The organism is Vibrio harveyi NBRC 15634 = ATCC 14126 = KCTC 12724, from assembly GCF_001591145.1.
Taxonomy (GTDB): domain Bacteria; phylum Pseudomonadota; class Gammaproteobacteria; order Enterobacterales; family Vibrionaceae; genus Vibrio; species Vibrio harveyi.
On record NZ_BCUF01000003.1, the window covers coordinates 72,573 to 90,183 of the forward strand.

Sequence of the window (17,611 nt, forward strand, 5' to 3'; positions counted from 1 at the left end):
CTTTTCTTTGTTGAAAAAATCGGCAATATAAAAGAATAACCATTCACTCAATAGTTCAGGGAAGATGCATGAAAGACGAAACACTCTCGATCCATTTTGGCTACGAAACCGACCCAACAACCAAATCAGTAGCGACACCGATTTACCAGACGGTAGCGTATGAGTTTGATAATGCGCAACATGGTGCGGATTTATTCAACCTTGAAGTTCCGGGCAATATTTACACTCGTATTATGAACCCAACCAATGACGTGTTGGAAAAACGCATGGCAGCGTTGGAAGGGGGGATTGCTGGTTTGGTTGTGAGTGCAGGTAGTGCGGCAATTAACTACGCTATTCTCACGCTCGCGCAAGCTGGCGATAACATCGTTTCTACTCCTCAATTATATGGTGGTACTTACACCTTGTTTGCGCATATGTTGCCAAGCCAAGGTATTGAAGTGCGTTTTGCCAAGGACGATAAGCCTGAAAGTCTTGCTGAGCTTATCGATGAGAATACCAAAGCGGTTTACTGTGAAAGCATCGGTAATCCGGCAGGGAACATCATAGACCTAGAACGTGTTGCCGAACTGGCTCATGCGCAGGGCGTGCCTGTGATTGTAGACAATACGGTCGCAACTCCAGTGCTATGCAAGCCAATCGAATTTGGTGCCGACATCGTGGTTCATTCGCTCACTAAGTATGTTGGTGGGCATGGTACGACGCTGGGTGGCATCATCATTGATTCAGGGAAGTTCCCGTGGGCACAGCATAAAGATCGCTTCCCAGTATTTAATCAGCCTGAGCCTTCTTACCACGGCGTGGTTTACACCGAAGCATTTGGTGAGGCGGCTTTTATTGGTCGTGCTCGTACCGTTCCTTTGCGTAATACTGGTTCTGCTTTGTCACCAATGAATGCCTTTATGCTGATGCAGGGGCTGGAAACGCTGTCGCTGCGTATGGAGCGTCATACCGAAAATGCGCTGAAAGTCGCGGAATACTTAAGCCAGCACGAGAAAGTGAGTTGGGTAAGCTACGCGGGTTTACCTACGTCGGAATTCTATCCATTGGCAGAAAAATACATGCAAGGTAAACCATCAGCGATATTATCGTTTGGCTTGAAAGATGGTTATGAAGCTGGTGTGCGCTTTTACGATGCATTGAAGATCTTTAAGCGTTTAGTGAACATTGGTGACGCAAAATCGCTTGCATGCCATCCGGCGTCGACTACGCACCGTCAATTGAGTGAAGCGGAGCAAAAGCAAGCGGGCGTCTCCCCAGAGATGATTCGCTTGTCCGTCGGTATTGAACACATTGATGACATCTTGGTAGACCTTGAACAAGCCTTTAATGCTTAATTATTGAATTAAAAGTGAAAAGCAGCTCTCTGATAGGGCTGCTTTTTGAAGACACCGTCGATATTCAACTTTCATTTCAGACCCTATTTCTTTTTCAAACCCCATTTCGTTTTCTATTCCAAATTGTGACCGAGCAGCATGCCTTAATCCCATAAATTCATTATGGTTGAATGGATAAATGATAATAACTATCATTCTCAGTGTTTGTTTTTAAATAGGTGAATAGTCATGTCGGGACTCAACTCAGTAGACAGCTTCGATCCAAGCAGCAGTTGGCAAGGGCTAACTCTGACCGATAAAGCTGCCAATCAAATTAACAAGCTGCTCGAAAAAGACGAATCTCTATGTGGCTTGCGACTCACAATTAAGCCTTCAGGTTGTGCGGGCTACGCGTATGTACTGTCCACCGTGGATGAAGTCATCGCTGACGATCTTGTATATGAGCATCTCGGCGCCAAGTTATTTGTGCCTCTTGATGCCATGCCTTATCTCGATGGAACAGAAGTGGACTTCATTTCACAAGGGTTGAACCAGATGTTCCAGTACAACAATCCTAAAGTACAAAGTGCTTGTGGTTGTGGTGAAAGTTTTAATGTGTAAAAGCGAGCACTGCTCTAGGGCAGTGGCTGGTTTTAAATGGTACCGACAATGACACAAAGTGGTATTGAGATCCAAGAAGATGTTCAAGCTTGGGTTGATGATGATAGTTACAAACAAGGGTTCTACAGCAATATTGCGACAGACCAGTTCGCAAAAGGCATCAATGAAGATGTTGTACGTGCGATTTCTGCCAAAAGAAACGAACCTGAATGGATGCTGGAGTTCCGACTTCGGGCGTTTCGAATTTGGCAAACCATGGAGGAACCGCATTGGTTAAAAGCGCACTACGATCCGCTTAACTATCAAGATTATAGCTATTATTCCGCGCCATCTTGTGGTCAGTGCGATGATACTTGTGCTGGCGATGAAGCATCGCAAGACCCGGAGTTTTTGACTAAAGAAGTCGAACAAGCTTTTGACCTGCTGGGTGTGCCAGTTCGTGAGGGAAGCGAAGTCGCTGTTGATGCAATCTTTGACTCCGTATCGGTCAAAACCACGTACAGTGAAAAATTGGCAGAGAAAGGCATCATTTTTTGCTCATTCAGCGAAGCGATTCACAAGTACCCTGAGCTAGTACAAGAGTACCTAGGGACAGTCGTCCCGCCAGAAGATAACTTCTTTGCTGCGCTAAATGCTGCCGTTGCGTCGGATGGCACCTTCGTTTACATCCCCAAAGGTGTTGAGTGTCCTATGGAGCTCTCGACCTATTTCCGGATCAATGCTGCAAAAACAGGTCAATTTGAACGTACGATTTTGATTGCTGATGAGGGCAGCTATGTCAGCTATATCGAAGGATGTTCGGCACCATCGCATGATAATTACCAGCTGCATGCTGCGGTGGTAGAAGTGATCGTCCTCAAAGATGCTTACGTGAAGTATTCGACCGTACAAAACTGGTTCTCAGGCAAAGATACCAACGGCGGTATCCTCAACTTTGTGACCAAGCGAGCGCTGTGCAAAGGCGATGGTTCAAAGATGTCTTGGACTCAATCCGAAACGGGATCTGCCATTACATGGAAGTACCCAAGCGTCATTCTCCAAGGGGATAACTCGATCGGTGAGTTTTATTCCATCGCGTTAACGTCGGGTAAGCAGTTGGCTGACACTGGCACTAAGATGATCCATATCGGTAAAAATACCAAGTCCACCATCATCTCAAAAGGCGTCTCCGCTGGGTACAGTGAAAACAGCTACCGCGGATTAGTGAAGATCTTACCGAGCGCTGAAAATGCGCGAAATTTCACTCAATGTGACTCGATGCTCATCGGTCCGGATTGTGGGGCGCATACCTTCCCTTACGTTGAAGTAAAAAACAACTCCGCTCAGGTCGAGCATGAAGCAACCACAACCAAAATTGGTGAAGACCAACTGTTTTACTGTTCACAACGAGGCATTGCTGAAGAAGATGCGATCTCAATGATTGTGAACGGTTTTTGTAAGGATGTGTTTTCCGAATTACCGCTGGAGTTTGCCGTAGAAGCACAAAAATTATTGGCAATCAGCTTAGAACACAGCGTTGGATAATGAAAAATGTTAACAATTAACAACTTAAAAGCCCAAATTGAAGAACAAGAAATTCTAAAAGGAGTCAATCTTCAGATTAACCCTGGAGAAATTCACGCCATCATGGGACCAAACGGTTCCGGTAAAAGCACGCTGGCAAGCACGCTCGCGGGACGTGAAGACTACGAAATTACCGATGGATCTGTCGATTTCAACGGCAAGGATTTATTGGAATTAGATCCTGATGAACGTGCAGGCGAAGGCGTGTTCTTGGCATTCCAATACCCTGTCGAAATTCCGGGAGTGAGTAACCATCTCTTCTTACAAGCATCAGTGAATGCGGTGCGAAAATACCGTGAACTTCCGGAATTGGAACGCTTTGAACTTGCGGATTTAATTGAGGAGAAAATTGAGCTTCTCAATATGCCGAAAGACTTACTTTCTCGCTCGGTAAACGTCGGCTTTTCTGGCGGAGAAAAGAAGCGTAATGACATCTTGCAAATGGCGGTACTTGACCCACAACTTTGCATTTTGGACGAGACCGATTCTGGATTAGATATTGATGCACTTAAAGAAGTTGCTAATGGCGTAAATAGCCTAAAAGACGGCAAGCGTTCTTTCATCATTGTGACCCATTACCAACGCATTCTTGATTACATCAAACCTGACTTTGTGCACGTGCTGTATCAAGGAAAAATCATCAAATCGGGTGATTTCTCTATGGTGGCTGAGTTAGAGGAGAAGGGCTATGGTTGGCTCACCGGAGAGGAGTAATTGTCTATTGCCATTCAGTGACTATTTAAAGCCTCGTCTGACTGCGTTAGATGAGGTTGCCAAATACCATTGGCAAGCCGCATTAGCACAAGGATTACCGACTCGTCAGCATGAAGATTGGAAATACACCTCGCTTGAAGGCTTCGATGCCATTGATTTTTCCAGCCAGCGTGAGACTGATGTATCGATGGCTTTCGTTCAGGCTCACAAGCTTGATATGGATGCAGAAAGGTTAGTATTTGTGAATGGTCAGTTCCAACCTAATTTGAGTGATATTGATGGCGAGGCATTTCGACTTTCTTTACTTAATGGTGATGCAAAACAAGCGTTGCCTGCCGCGATTGCACCAGAAATCTTTTTGCATCTCACGGAAGCATTTTCCGATACGACTTTGTTGATTGAGGTCGATGCCAAACATACCGTAGCCAAGCCTATTTACTTGATGCAAATTGAGTCTCGACCTCAAGGTGGTATGGCACATCATCGCGTACACCTAAAAGTCGGACAAAGTAGCGAAGTTAAAATTGTTGAGCACCTTCTTTCTGCTTGTCATGGCAACCGTGTGGCAGCAAGTTATTCCGGTTCGCGACTTACGATGGAGGTTTCGGACAATGCTGAACTTACCCATTACAAGCTCTGCTTGGGTTCTGTGGAACATTACCATTTTGCTCACAATGATCTTTTCGTTGGACGAGATGCAAATGTATCAAGCCAGACCTTTTTGCTCGCTGGTCAATTGACGCGCCACCACACCAGCTGCCAGTTAAATGGCGAAAATACAGAGATTGAAATCAACAGCCTAGCGCTACCTAGCCATCAGCAAACGTACGACACGCGTACTTACCTTGAACACAACAAAGGGCATTGCACGAGTCAGCAACTGCACAAAATTATTGCCAGTCAGCAAGGCAAAGCAGTATTTAACGGCATGATCAAAGTCGCCCCAAATGCGCTCAAAACTGACGGACAAATGGACAATCACAACTTGTTGCTAAGTAAAGCGTGTGAGGTCAACAGTAAGCCTCAACTGGAGATCTATGCGGACGACGTGAAGTGCAGTCACGGTACTACCACAGGAGCATTGAGCAAAGAGCAGGTGTTTTATTTGCAGGCTCGCGGATTACCAAAGCACCAAGCTGAACAATTGATCACCCTTGCCTTTGCCGCGGAAGTCGCAGAGGCGATTGATATTGACGTTATTCGTACGCTGGTTTTACAGCATATAGAGTCCAAGCTAGCAGAGGTAAATGCATGAGCTCTTCCATAACAGCGCAACGAGCACACTTTCCAACCTTACATCAGGAAGTGAACAACAAGTCTTTGGTTTACTTAGACAGCGCAGCAAGTGCACATAAACCATCGGTCGTGATTGAACGAGTCGACACCTTTTATCGACATGAAAACGCAGCGGTTCATCGTGGAATCCATCATTTGAGTGCTCATGCGACAGACTTGATGGAACAAGCGCGTGATAAGGTTCAGCAATTCATTAGTGCCAAGCTGCGTGAAGAGGTGGTTTTTGTTCATGGAACCACGCATGGCATTAACCTTGTTGCGAATGCTTATGCGAAAGCGCAGTTGACGGAAGGTGATGAGATCATCGTGTCTGAAATGGAGCATCACGCCAATATCGTGCCTTGGCAAATGCTAGAACAAGACATCGGGATCAAAGTGGTGGTGTGGCCGCTAGAGCTCGATGGAAGCTTGAGTTTGGATACGCTGAAAACGCTGATGACTGGGCGTACTCGCTTATTAGCGGTCACCCACGTCTCTAATGTGCTTGGTACCATTAATCCGGTCAAAAATATCATCGAGTTGGCTCATCAGAATGGCACCCGAGTGCTGGTAGATGGGGCACAAGCAGTGATGCACCAAGCGGTCGATGTACAAGAAATTGACTGCGACTTCTATGTCTTTTCAGGGCATAAGCTCTATGGTCCGACAGGGGTAGGGGTGTTATACGCGAAGAAAGAGCTGCTTGATATTATGCCTCCGTGGGAAGGTGGCGGCGCGATGATAAAAGAGGTCGATCTTTACCAAGGAACCACTTATAACGACGCGCCATGGCGTTTTGAAGCTGGCACTCCTAATGTTGCAGGCATTATCGGTTTGGGGTGTGCGATTGATTATGTGCTCGATCTTGGATTTGAAGCGATTGGTTGCTATGAACAAGCATTGGTTGACTACCTCTACGATCAATTAAAGACGGTGCCGGATATTGTCATTTATGGTCCTCAAGAGCGCTGCGGCGTAGTGTCATTCAACCTTGCACAAGTGCATGCCTTTGATGTGGGTAGCTTTTTAGATAAGTACGGTGTTGCGATTCGAACGGGACATCATTGCGCTCAACCTCTGATGAAATACTACCAAGTACCTGCGATGTGTCGTGCATCGGTTGCTTTATATAATAATCAACAAGATATTGATGTTTTGGTTTCTAGTCTAAAACGTATCCATACCTTGTTAGTCGGATAGGAAAGAGAAAGCAGTGGACCAAAAACAATTAATTAAAAACTTCAATCGATGTATTGATTGGGAAGATAAGTACTTATACATCATTTCGCTTGGCGAGAAGTTTGCTCGTTTACCAGAAGCGTTACAGACTGAACAGACCGCCATTTACGGCTGTCAAAGCCAAGTATGGATTCAGGTACAAGTAGAACAAGGAAAAGTGCAATTGTTGGGTAGCAGCGACGCGGCTTTAGTGAAAGGGCTTGTCGCTGTGGTGTGCTTGTTATTGCAAGATAAAACACCGAAGCAGTTGTTGGAGACTAACATTAAAAGCATTTTTGCTGAGTTAGGTTTACAGCAACAATTAACTCCGGCCAGAAACCAAGGCATTGAAGCTATGGTTAAGAGTATTTTTAAGCAAGTTCAAGCGCTAGAGATGGCGTGATTTCCGCAGAGCTTCTGTGTTAGGTAATGGACGAGCGTTTGGCAAAGTCAGTGCGAAGGATCTTGGCTTTGTCCATCACGTCATAGCCTTTGTAGAGTTGACAAGTGAGATTGAGTGAATCAAGCGCGTAGGCTTTGCATTGGGAGCGGCAGCAAAGCTCGTTATTGGTGTCATTCAATTCAGCCATCATTCTGGTGTAGAGCTTTTTTAGGCAAAGTAGATAACTCATATCATCACCGCTATCACGAGCAGTCAGGGCGACGTCGAGACTCGCATGATAATATTCTGATAACCGTTTTTCAGACGGACCATGACGATTAAGATTCATCTCTGCAAGAAAGAACTCTGAAGTGGCCGTTTGTAATCTATCCTTATAGTCGTCAATCTCTGCAGTTAGCCATGTCATCACGCAATCCATAAAACACCTTCCATCTATTACTTAATCTTAATGATAATTATTATCATTTATAAATCAAGGCTTCTTATGCGTTTTTATCGTTACTCCAGTGTCTATTCCAAATGCTCATCGCGGTGCACTTTTCTTACCTTGCGTATAAATCGCATCTTCCTGACTATGCTTAGCAAATAGTCACGAGGAAGGGACGCTCATGTCTTATGTGTTTCACCGCCATTGTCACGCCAAGTTGCCTACTATCGCCAGAGGGGAAAGGGTTTATCTGTTCGATAGCCAAGGTAATCAATATCTCGATGCTTGCGGTGGCGCTGCCGTATCAAACCTTGGGCACAGCCACCAAGCAATTAAACAAGCCATGCTCGATCAAATCGAAAAAGTACCTTTTGCTCATACTGGCTTTTTTACTAGTGAAGTAAGTGAGCAGTTGGCTGAGTTGATTTGCCAGCAAATGCCATCGCAATTCAATCACGTCTACTTAGTCAGTGGGGGCTCTGAAGCGGTTGAATCTGCACTAAAGATGGCAAGACAATACTTTGTGGAATGTGGTAAGCCAGAGAAAAAGCAGTTTATTGCTCGCCAGCAAAGTTATCACGGTAATACGCTTGGTGCGTTGGCTGTTGGTGGTAACGAATGGCGGCGTGAGCCTTTTAAACCCATTTTGCACCCAAGCCATCACATTGCGCCGTGCTATGCCTATCGTCATCAAAGAGAAGGTGAATCAGAGCTCGATTACTCACTGAGAGCTGCCAATGAACTTGAAGCTAAAATTTTAGAACTGGGCTCGGATAACGTCATGGCGTTTGTTGCAGAGCCGATTGTTGGCGCAACAGCTGGCGCAGTACCTGCCACTCTAGGTTACTTCAAACGAATACGAGAGATTTGCGATCGCTATGATGTGTTGCTGATCATGGATGAGGTGATGTGTGGCGTTGGACGTAGCGGTAGCTTTTTTGCTTTTGAACAAGAGCAAGCCGTCCCAGATTTAGTTTGCATGGCGAAAGGATTAGGTGCGGGTTATCAACCTATCGGAGCCGTTGTTGCCAATGACAGAGTCTATCAAGCAATCGCGTCTGGTAGTGGCTTCTTTCAACATGGGCATACTTTTATGGCGCATCCCGTCGCATGCGCTGCTGCCGTTGCAACCATTCAGACCATCGGTGCCCAAAAGCTCCTGCAAGCCGTCAACCAACAAGGAGCAATGTTAAAAAGAGAACTCGAGTCAGCGCTTTCAGACTTCCCGTATATTGGGGATATTCGTGGTAAAGGACTGTTTCTTGGCATTGAACTTGTGGCAGACAAAGTAAGTAAAATACCTCTGCCTAATTCAATTTTGGCAGACAAAAAGATCAAACATCAAGCGATGGAAAATGGACTGATGTGCTATCCAATGGGGGGCACGATTGATGGTATCAATGGGCATCATATCCTTCTGGCACCGCCTTTTATCATCGAGCGAAGCCACATTGACGAGCTGGTGGAAAAGCTCACTCGTACACTCAGAGAGGTGTCGCAAACATGGTAATAAATTCCCCTACAGAAAGAGCTCGAATTGCGATTATTGTTGCGCCTAATGGAGCGAGAAAAAACAAACAAGACCATGCTCAATTGCCGATGAATACTGAAGAAATAGTTGCCGAGGCGAAAGCATGTCAAACGGCAGGGTCTACCATGATCCATTTGCACGCGAGAGATGTGCAAGGCAGGCATTCTCTAGAGGTTGATGACAACTTAGAAATCTACCACGCGGTGAAAGCTGCGGTTGGGAATTCGATGATTGTTCAGCTCACAACTGAGGCTGTTGGTATGTATTCACCACAACAGCAAATGGCGCTGATCAAAGTGGTAAAACCAGAAGCCGCTTCTTTTGCTTTGCGTGAACTGATTCCTGATGAGCAGAGTGAGGAGCAAGGTCTTGTCTTTTTTGATTGGGTCGCTTCTCAGGGCATTCTCAGCCAAATCATTTTGTATGATCAGGCAGACATCGAGCGCTATTTCTCCCTAAGAGAGCGAGGTGTTTTACCAAAGCAAAACCAACACGCGTTAGTGGTACTTGGTCGATATCATGAGGCTCAACAATCTTCACCATGGAATTTACGGGCACTGCATTTGGAGCGATTTATCGAAGAGAATGTTAGGTGTGCCGTGTGCGCGTTTGGCGTGAGAGAGCAAGACAGTTTAACCCATGCAATGTTACTGGGATTGGATGTTCGGGTAGGCTTTGAGAACAACCATTTGAGTTCGGATGGTCAGCTCGCGAAAAGCAATGCAGAGCAAGTTCGGCGATTGAAAGAGATTTGTGAATTGCTCGATGTGCCCCTGCATGATGCGGAGAGTTTTCGCCTTAGCCTGAGTGGTAGTTGATTTGAGAGATTCCCGACTCAGTCGTTCCTCCTTCTCGAGAATGACGGAATTAGCCTTGGTTGATGCTTGGTTTTACATAGCGTCATTATCTAGAGCGGCGAAGGAGCGAGTAGGGAATCGCTTCTTTTCTTAAGACACAAAAAAGGCTCCAATCGGAGCCCTTCTTCAAAGTTAATTTTAGCTTTCAGTCTGAGGGACAGGCTGACGTGCCGGATGCTTGATAAACACCGCCACGATAGCTGCAATTGCAAGCGCGAAACAGTAATAAGAATTCGCGACAACTTCTAGTGGAGAAAGGTTAAATACCGAGCCCAATAGCAGAACTTGCGCACCGTATGGCAATACACCTTGGATAACACACGAGAAAATGTCCAACAAACTTGCAGAGCGACGCGGTGAAACGTTGTTCTCTTCTGCCAGCTGACGAGCCACGCTACCTGATACGATGATGGCAACGGTGTTGTTGGCGGTACAGGTATTCACCATCGAAACCAGACCAGCAATACCGAGCTCACTTGCACGACCATTTGCTTCTTTCGAGTGGCTAGAGCCAAACGTACGGATGATGCCGCTCACTAGGTTAGTTAGAAACGCGAGACCGCCTTGGCGACGCATAAGCTCACTCAGACCACCAATCAGCATGGATAGCAGGAAGATCTCTTGCATGTTGCCAAAGCCTGAGTAGATGTCTTGCGCGAAGTTGGTTAGACCGTAATCATCGATAGAAGACAAGCTCACGCCGCCTGCCAAAACGATACCAATAGTAAGCACGACAAACACATTCATGCCTGATACAGCAAGGATAAGAATCGTCACATATGGCAGCACTTTCAACCATTCAATAGGACCGGTTTCTGGTACTTGAGTCGCTGTGCTGTTGAAGGCGAAGATCACAAGCGCAACCAGTGCTGCTGGTAGTGCGATACGGATGTTCTCTTTGAATTTGTCCTTCATCTCACAGCCTTGAGAACGGGTTGCCGCAATTGTGGTGTCTGAGATGATAGAAAGGTTATCACCAAACATTGCGCCGCTAAGTACTACACCAGCAGTCAATGGAAGACTCATACCTGCTGATTGAGCAATGCCCAGAGCAACAGGCGCAACTGCTGCGATGGTACCCATTGAGGTGCCCATCGCTGTCGCAATAAATGCAGAAATCAGGAAGATACCCGGCAAGATCATGCTGGTTGGAATCGCAGAAAGACCAAGGTTAACTGTCGCATCTACGCCGCCAGACGCTTTTGCAACTGCAGCAAAGGCACCGGCAAGCAGGTAGATCATACACATCGCGATGATGTCTTGATGACCAACGCCACGCATAAAGTGTTCGATAGAGCGATTGAGTTTGTCTTTGCTTAGGATGAGCGCAAGGATCACAGCAGGCAATACCGCGATAGGCGCTGGCAGTTGGTAGAAGGCGAAATCAACGCCTTGCAAGGATAAGTAAGTGCCCACGCCAATAAACAGCGCAAGGAATAGCACTAAAGGTAAAAGTGCGACCGCTGATGGTGCGATTGCTTTATTAGAATTTTTAGAACCAGACATGTGAACGACAACATAATCAACAAATAAGGCGAGCAGACTAATCTGACACCAAAGACTTGTCAACGTCTAGACGTCTAAATGGCTGGTTATTTTTAATCGAAAAGACCAAGAAAAAAAGCTCACATAACATATCTTATTGATACTGTGAGCCTTTGTAGAATTTTACTTGTGTAGAGTATTTATGCTTTTTTTCGTTTGAGGAGCGCGAAGATCATCAGTGAGAACAACAACGCTGCGCTCGACCAAACCACGTAGCGATGATCGGTATAGAACTGGCTGAGAACGCTTAGATGCTCAAACGCAAAGTTAGTGAGCAAACTGAACACGGCAACCCAAATGGTGGTTGCAAGGGCGTTGCCCAATAAGAACTCTTTACGCGACATCTTAGCAATGCCACAAGCAAGCGGCATAAACTGTTTCATTCCTTCAATAAAGCGGCTGACAACCAAGCAAGCAGGACCATACTTCTGAATTGTATTTTGTAGCTTCTGCATTTTAGGGCCAGAAATATAGCCTTTCTTGTCTAACCAACCTTCAAAGTGATAGCCAATCAGGTAGCCGCACGTGTTGCCAAAAAAGCAACTCAACCAAGAGACTATCATCACTAGGCTAAGGTTCATGACATGCTCAGATGAGATGATAGACGCCGCAATCATCAGCGATTGCCCCGGCATCGGAATGCCAATACCTTCAAGAAAGATGCTGACGATAAGGGCGAGATAGCCATATTGCTCAAGCAGCGGCTTCATCGCCATCAGTAAATCATTAATGTGTTCCAAATGCTTTCCTCTAACCAAAGTGGAACGAAGCTGGAGTGATACTCCTGTTAGTTAGCTTGGTCAATCGACGTTGTTCTCAAATAGTCAAATCTGACATTCCGTTGATAATAGTGGTGCGTATTTAGTCTTTTAGGTTACGCCTTACTAAGTCGTGCATTTGCTTAATCGTCATCAATGCTAACCAGATGATCTCTTCGACAGAGCGCTGTCCTGCGGTCGAGGAGGGATGATTGGCATCGGTTTTATTGCTCAGTGCTGGCAGCTCATGAACACGATTGTCACGAATCGTACTGATCAACGCATCCATCGCATCATGAATCAGGCGTTCTACTTGCAATGAACCTTGGTAATGGGTGCCCGCTCTCACTAGAGGGATCAGCAAGCAGAGGTAGTGACTCAACAAGCGATAATGGCTCAACATATCTTCGTAATAATGCGGATCGGCGCGAGTGTGCCTTGGCTCTTGCTGCATCTCGTTGTAAATCAGTTCAAGATCGCTTTCTGCAGTGAGCATGGCGGCACGTTGCTTAGTGAGCGCCATGTGATCACGTTGCTCTGTGTCGACTTGTAACTGCTCATAGCAATACACAAATAAGCTTTTTGAACTATCGAGCGCTTTTAATGCTTGGGTATGAATCTCCTTACCTCGCCACTGCGGCCACAATAAGCCATAACCGAGTAGGACAATTGCGCCACCGACGACATTGTCGATCAAGCGCGGAGCGGCAAAGTCGAGCCCCTGATGTGCCATGGTTTGATAAACCAAAATCAACAGCGCGGTAATACAGCCAATCGCCAGCGAGTAATGGCGCATAATATTGAGCATTGCGATGGGTAATAGGACCGCGATTAATACCAACAGGATGGTCGTTGGTACGCCAAGATGAATCAAGGAGGTGGCGAAGAGTACCCCAAGTGCCGTACCCAAACAGCGTTGCCAAGTTTTACTTCGGGTTGCCAAGAAACTCGGTTGAATGACCATCAACATGGAAATCAACACCCAATCCGGGCGAATCAATTCAAAGTATTCAGCAATCCCAGCTCCAAGAGCGAACATCAAACCAACGCGAGTCACATGGCGCCAAATTGGGTTGCCTCGACTTGGCAAACGAAAAGACAGCTCGAATGGTTGCACCTCAAAGGAGCGTTCATAAGCGGGCTCATTGAGCTCAATACGACGAGAAATATGCTTTACCGCGTATGCCCAGTAGCGAAAGCGAGGCTGGTCTTCTAGCTTCACCGCCTCAATCAAATCATGGGCTTCCTGCTCTAGTGAGCTCAAGTGTTCCATCTCTTCATGCGTGTTATGCAAAAGCTGCTTGGCTTTGTGTCTTAATCTTTGCTGGCAGTGTTGGCTCCAAACCAAGAGCAGATCTCGTTTCGGTTTACTGGATTGAAATTGCTTAAGCAGATCAGGGTTGCTGGTATGGCTGCTCAAGACGACTTCAAATGTATCGAGCGCCAAAAACAAAGCCTGACGTAGAGAGTTGGCGTCTTCATGTTTCGAGCGAAAAGATTCTGATTGCAGCGCTTGTTGGAACAGTTCAATCAACTGATATTTGATGCGTCGTTTCGGAGCATCGGTTTCGCTTCCAAGTAAGAAAGCTTGGCGATATTGAATGTAGTCCGCTAGCGTCTCGTAAATCGCAGAAAGACAAACACGCAGCGCGTAATGTTTCCATAAGGCAAACCAAAGCCAACTGAACAGCGCAAAAGTGAGTGGTCCCAACACCAACATAGGATAGAGACCAAGTACCGCGCTGGAATTATGTAGTGACAAGCTCACGACCGCGATCAGTAAGCTCGACATGCCAAGACGTCCCCAAAACGGACCATTCACTGCTGTACTCGCCAATATTGCTCCCATCGCGCCGTAAGTCAGCCACAGCGGTAAGCCCATATTCAGCAGAGCATAACTGATGACGAGCGTAATGCTCCACGTAAAAGCGGTAATCGCAAAGCGTGTCCAGCGTCTAGGACCGGCAGTGTCTAAACCGCTGATCAATGCTGCAGGCATGGTCATTAAAGCTGTCATGGCGAGATTGATTTGGTTGAATAACACACCCAATCCCATGAATAGGACAATCGCGCTGGTGGCACGCAAACCAAGGTTGACAGAAGGGGAGTACCAGATTTTACGCAGAAAGGCAGGAGATAACGTCATAAACCCTCATTACAGTTGGCAACACCTTCAGTGTAACGCGAATATCTTTAGATGTGCTGGCTTCAACCACAGTTTGAAAAATTGAAGCAGAGTCGTTATCTAACCGACGCCTTCTCCAAGTTGACTAAATAGCCAATCATTGAACAGTGAGACTTTTCGCGCCGCTAGACGGTAGTTCGGCACAAATACGTAATAGCCATAATGGCTATGCATACGCAATTGTTGGATGTGGTAGACCTCATCTCTCGACATCGCCTGCTGCACCATAAAATCAGGCAGGAGGGCAAGACCTTTACCAAGCTTTACCGCTTCATAAGAGAGATAGAAATGCTCATGACCGACGGGGTGATAATGAATCGCGCTTTGCAGAGATTGCTCTAGTTTGAACTGCTCCCACAACTGCGGGCGCGTTGTTTGAGGAATAAAAGCGAAATCCGTAATGGATTGTTTGTCATTACACGTTGAAGAACTTGATGAGCCCGTTAGCAGCAGCGTTTCTTGACGCAGCAATCGACCATGTTCGTAGTGACTAGAGAGAGGAAGGCAACGGATGGTGATGTCGCTGTCTACATCTAACTGATTTATTGGACCATCACTGGTGCGAACTTTAACGCGGATGTCAGGATGGATTTGATGGAATTCATCAATGTTTGGCACCAACCACAAACTGGCGAAAGAAGGCGTAACATCGACCACCAGTAACTCTTGCTCTGTATCGGTTTGAATTAAGCTCGCCGTCGCATGTTGGATGATCTCCAACGCTTCGGTCACCTTGGGCAAGTAACGTTTTCCTTCTTCGCTGAGTTCAATACCATTGATACCACGCTGAATCAAAGGTAACCCAACCAGTTGCTCTAACGTCGCAATTTGTTTGCTCGCGGCACCTTGAGTTACGCACAAACTCTCTGCCGCTTTAGAAAAACTCAGATGGTTAGCAACTGCAACAAAGGTTCGCAGCGCACGAATAGAAGGGTACTCACTGCCTTTTAGCATAAACTCATGTCCATTGATGAATGCTTAAACACAGACTAAGAGATTTTGGCTAGGAATCAAAGCGATGAGTTGAGGGGAACTACGAATCGCAGATACAAAAAGGGCCAACCCTTTCGAGTTGACCCTTGGTCGGAATGAGCAGAGGAATTTGGAGTTAAAATTACTCTGTTTATGGCTCATCATTTAACACTGAACTTACTTTTTATACTTCATATGACCTTTTAATAATTACTAATTCAACTCCCAATTCCATAATATATTTCTTGAGTGAATGGAACTGGATTTATTTCGTATAGATTTTAGAACTTGTACCGCCCCGGAACGAGTACAACTCAGGGAAAATTAGCTCTGCATGATTTTCATTTCAGGTCCAGTGATTGCTATACCTTTTTTGTGTTCCAAATAAAACAACGTCAATTCGTTTTTGTTCACGATTTTTATGACTTTCTGTCTGTTTTTCGACATATCAAGACCATTTCTTCCAATACTTTAGTCATTTAATGCAATGTGTACTTTAATATTCTTTCGCTACTTTATTCTTAAGCTTATCCTATTCTCTATTTTTCTCTTAGATAGGAGAGTCTTTTCTGCAACGTTAAGTTGTTCTGGTTTTATTATTTTTTTGGAAATATAAGCAAAGTAAAGTTGATTATTGCAATAAAAAAGAGAACGAGCTATATCTTCTTTGGCTTAGAAAGCTTCTTAATAAGCATTATTGATGTGCCTGTTTGTTATCAAATAAATTTAAATGTTTTATATAAAGTGATTTAATTTTAATTCATCAAGTAAAAAATAATTGTAGATGTTGATTTTATAAGCCCCTTCATTAATTAACCTAATGTTAGGTCGTATAAATGCGCAATGTAACCTAATTGTCGATAGCTCAGGTCTTATTTAAGGTGTGATTTGTATAAGGCTCCCAATTTATTATTTTTGAAATTTGATTATTCAAAATGCACTCCAGTGCCTTGTGATTAACTCTGACATGTTTAAATAGTGGCTAGTGAATGTTTGTGATTTGTCGTTGAATGATAGTTAGCATTGAATTTGGGTAGGATTAATCTCTGTGAACTTACGTTAAGTGGTTTTTTCTTTCGGTATTTTTCTGTTTTTTAACAATAACTTACGTTTAAGCTGTGTCAGTGAAAATGATTGATATAAGTTTACTTTTATGGCGTTTGTTGTTTGATTACTATTCCCCCTCGCCATCTCACTTGGAGGCATTATTGATATGTTGTGTGAGGTTTTTTAATGTAATTGAACTTTGAACTTTGAACTTTTTAATCTTTTTAAAAAAGTTTGAGTAATTTGGGGGGGGAGTCGATGAAGCTAAAGAATAATTTCATCTTTCTATTGTGTTTGATTAGTTTTAGTTCTATGGCAGTGAAACTAGATCTAGATGAGCAAGTCTATTTTTTTGACGCCAATAAAAGTAAACATAGTATTGTAGTTATTAATTCGGGAAAAGAGTTAGCTTTAGGAACTCTCCTTATATATGAGGGAATAAAAGATGACAAAGGCAAAATTCAATTTGATTCTGGAAATGAATCAAAAAAAATCGATGTTGTGCCTAAGCAATTCGTACTGCCTCCTGAAGTTATAAAAAATATTGAATTGTACCCATATAATGGAAGCAGGGATATGTTTACTGAATCTTACTATAGGTTAAGAGTTATTCCTGAAAGTGCTTCAGAAGCTATTAAAAATAATCCGAAACTTTCTCATTTGTTCTCTTTAAAACAACTTAACAACCTTGATAAAAGAGTTGCTAGCGGAAAAGTTTCTCTTAACTTGGGGATGGGGTCAATAATTGTTCTGCAAGATTTTAAAAAATTAGATACATCTAAACTTCGTGTAGAGCATTTAAGGAAAGATAGACTTTTAGTGATTAGAAATATAGGTGCGCTTACTTTTAATATGAGGGATATATTACTCACAGATAAAAATGGGCGAACAGAATATTTGCCGGACATGATAATAAAACCAGGTGACTACAGAGAAATAAATCTTGGCAAACTAGAACTGAAAATAGAAGAAGATGAGTTAAATCAGATAATTTTTAATTCTCAAAATAAAAAGGAGCAAAAAGTATTTTTTTAAGTAACAAATTTGAATGAGTTAATTTAATGTATTTATGGGAGAGGATTTATCAAAGAATGCATGTGGTAGATGAAATTTTAGTCTTTAAATGAGTTTGCTTATATTGGAACATCTAAGGCTATTTATAAACAAACGCTCAATTAA

General features: G+C 44.3%; 15 protein-coding genes. 10 read left to right on the forward strand and 5 right to left on the reverse strand.

Features of this window, described 5'->3' with window-relative positions:
* The first annotated feature begins 68 nt into the window (after positions 1–68).
* The 7 genes from VHA02S_RS02445 to sufE all read left to right on the forward strand — a co-directional run bounded on the left by VHA02S_RS02445 (position 69) and on the right by sufE (position 7,110).
* Entirely contained in the window at positions 69–1,337 is a 1,269-nt protein-coding gene (locus tag VHA02S_RS02445; protein ID WP_038898486.1) for an O-acetylhomoserine aminocarboxypropyltransferase/cysteine synthase family protein, read from the forward strand.
* A gap of 228 nt (positions 1,338–1,565) precedes the next feature.
* Positions 1,566–1,937, forward strand: coding sequence for a Fe-S cluster assembly scaffold SufA (sufA, locus tag VHA02S_RS02450; RefSeq protein ID WP_005447677.1), 372 nt, complete (start codon positions 1,566–1,568; stop codon positions 1,935–1,937).
* 48 nt (positions 1,938–1,985) lie between these two features.
* On the forward strand, positions 1,986–3,461 hold the full coding sequence (gene sufB, locus VHA02S_RS02455; protein ID WP_038898488.1) for a Fe-S cluster assembly protein SufB: 1,476 nt from the start codon (positions 1,986–1,988) through the stop codon (positions 3,459–3,461).
* A 6-nt stretch (positions 3,462–3,467) separates the two neighbouring features.
* Positions 3,468–4,214 carry a Fe-S cluster assembly ATPase SufC gene (sufC, locus tag VHA02S_RS02460; protein ID WP_005447675.1) on the forward strand — a complete coding sequence of 249 codons (747 nt, stop codon included), beginning with the start codon at positions 3,468–3,470 and terminating at the stop codon, positions 4,212–4,214.
* Positions 4,189–5,469, forward strand: coding sequence for a Fe-S cluster assembly protein SufD (gene sufD / locus VHA02S_RS02465; RefSeq protein WP_038898489.1), 1,281 nt, complete (start codon positions 4,189–4,191; stop codon positions 5,467–5,469). The genes sufC and sufD overlap by 26 nt, the downstream gene beginning before the upstream one ends.
* A complete protein-coding gene (sufS, locus tag VHA02S_RS02470; RefSeq protein WP_038898490.1) occupies positions 5,466–6,689 on the forward strand; it encodes a cysteine desulfurase SufS in 1,224 nt (407 codons plus the stop codon). Before sufD ends, sufS begins: the two co-directional genes overlap by 4 nt.
* A 13-nt stretch (positions 6,690–6,702) precedes the next feature.
* Positions 6,703–7,110, forward strand: coding sequence for a cysteine desulfuration protein SufE (gene sufE, locus VHA02S_RS02475; RefSeq protein WP_005447670.1), 408 nt, complete (start codon positions 6,703–6,705; stop codon positions 7,108–7,110).
* Between the two features lie 19 nt (positions 7,111–7,129).
* Here the strand turns inward: sufE and VHA02S_RS02480 are convergent, their stop codons facing one another.
* The gene (locus VHA02S_RS02480; RefSeq protein ID WP_227740455.1) at positions 7,130–7,516 is read right to left on the reverse strand and encodes a hypothetical protein; all 387 of its coding nucleotides are present in this window, start codon (positions 7,514–7,516) and stop codon (positions 7,130–7,132) included.
* Positions 7,517–7,718: 202 nt separating this feature from the next.
* Between VHA02S_RS02480 and VHA02S_RS02485 the strand changes: the two genes are divergently transcribed.
* On the forward strand, positions 7,719–9,047 hold the full coding sequence (locus VHA02S_RS02485) for an aspartate aminotransferase family protein (RefSeq protein WP_038898491.1): 1,329 nt from the start codon (positions 7,719–7,721) through the stop codon (positions 9,045–9,047).
* Positions 9,041–9,886 (forward strand): beta-keto acid cleavage family enzyme, encoded by an 846-nt coding sequence (locus VHA02S_RS02490; protein WP_038898492.1) that lies wholly within the window; start codon positions 9,041–9,043, stop codon positions 9,884–9,886. The genes VHA02S_RS02485 and VHA02S_RS02490 overlap by 7 nt, the downstream gene beginning before the upstream one ends.
* Before the next feature lie 177 nt (positions 9,887–10,063).
* Here VHA02S_RS02490 and VHA02S_RS02495 read toward each other — a convergent pair whose 3' ends face one another.
* The 4 genes from VHA02S_RS02495 to VHA02S_RS02510 all read right to left on the reverse strand — a co-directional run bounded on the left by VHA02S_RS02495 (position 10,064) and on the right by VHA02S_RS02510 (position 15,367).
* The gene (locus VHA02S_RS02495; protein ID WP_005447666.1) at positions 10,064–11,431 is read right to left on the reverse strand and encodes a Na+/H+ antiporter NhaC family protein; all 1,368 of its coding nucleotides are present in this window, start codon (positions 11,429–11,431) and stop codon (positions 10,064–10,066) included.
* A gap of 179 nt (positions 11,432–11,610) precedes the next feature.
* A complete protein-coding gene (locus VHA02S_RS02500) occupies positions 11,611–12,186 on the reverse strand; it encodes a DedA family protein (RefSeq protein ID WP_005447665.1) in 576 nt (191 codons plus the stop codon).
* Between the two features lie 145 nt (positions 12,187–12,331).
* Positions 12,332–14,374: an FUSC family protein gene (locus tag VHA02S_RS02505; RefSeq protein WP_038898493.1), complete on the reverse strand. Its 2,043-nt coding sequence runs from the start codon at positions 14,372–14,374 to the stop codon at positions 12,332–12,334.
* 99 nt (positions 14,375–14,473) lie between these two features.
* The gene (locus VHA02S_RS02510; RefSeq protein WP_038898495.1) at positions 14,474–15,367 is read right to left on the reverse strand and encodes a LysR family transcriptional regulator; all 894 of its coding nucleotides are present in this window, start codon (positions 15,365–15,367) and stop codon (positions 14,474–14,476) included.
* 1,323 nt (positions 15,368–16,690) lie between these two features.
* Here VHA02S_RS02510 and VHA02S_RS02515 point away from each other — a divergent pair.
* Positions 16,691–17,467 (forward strand): hypothetical protein, encoded by a 777-nt coding sequence (locus VHA02S_RS02515; RefSeq protein ID WP_038898497.1) that lies wholly within the window; start codon positions 16,691–16,693, stop codon positions 17,465–17,467.
* The last annotated feature ends 144 nt before the right edge of the window (positions 17,468–17,611 follow it).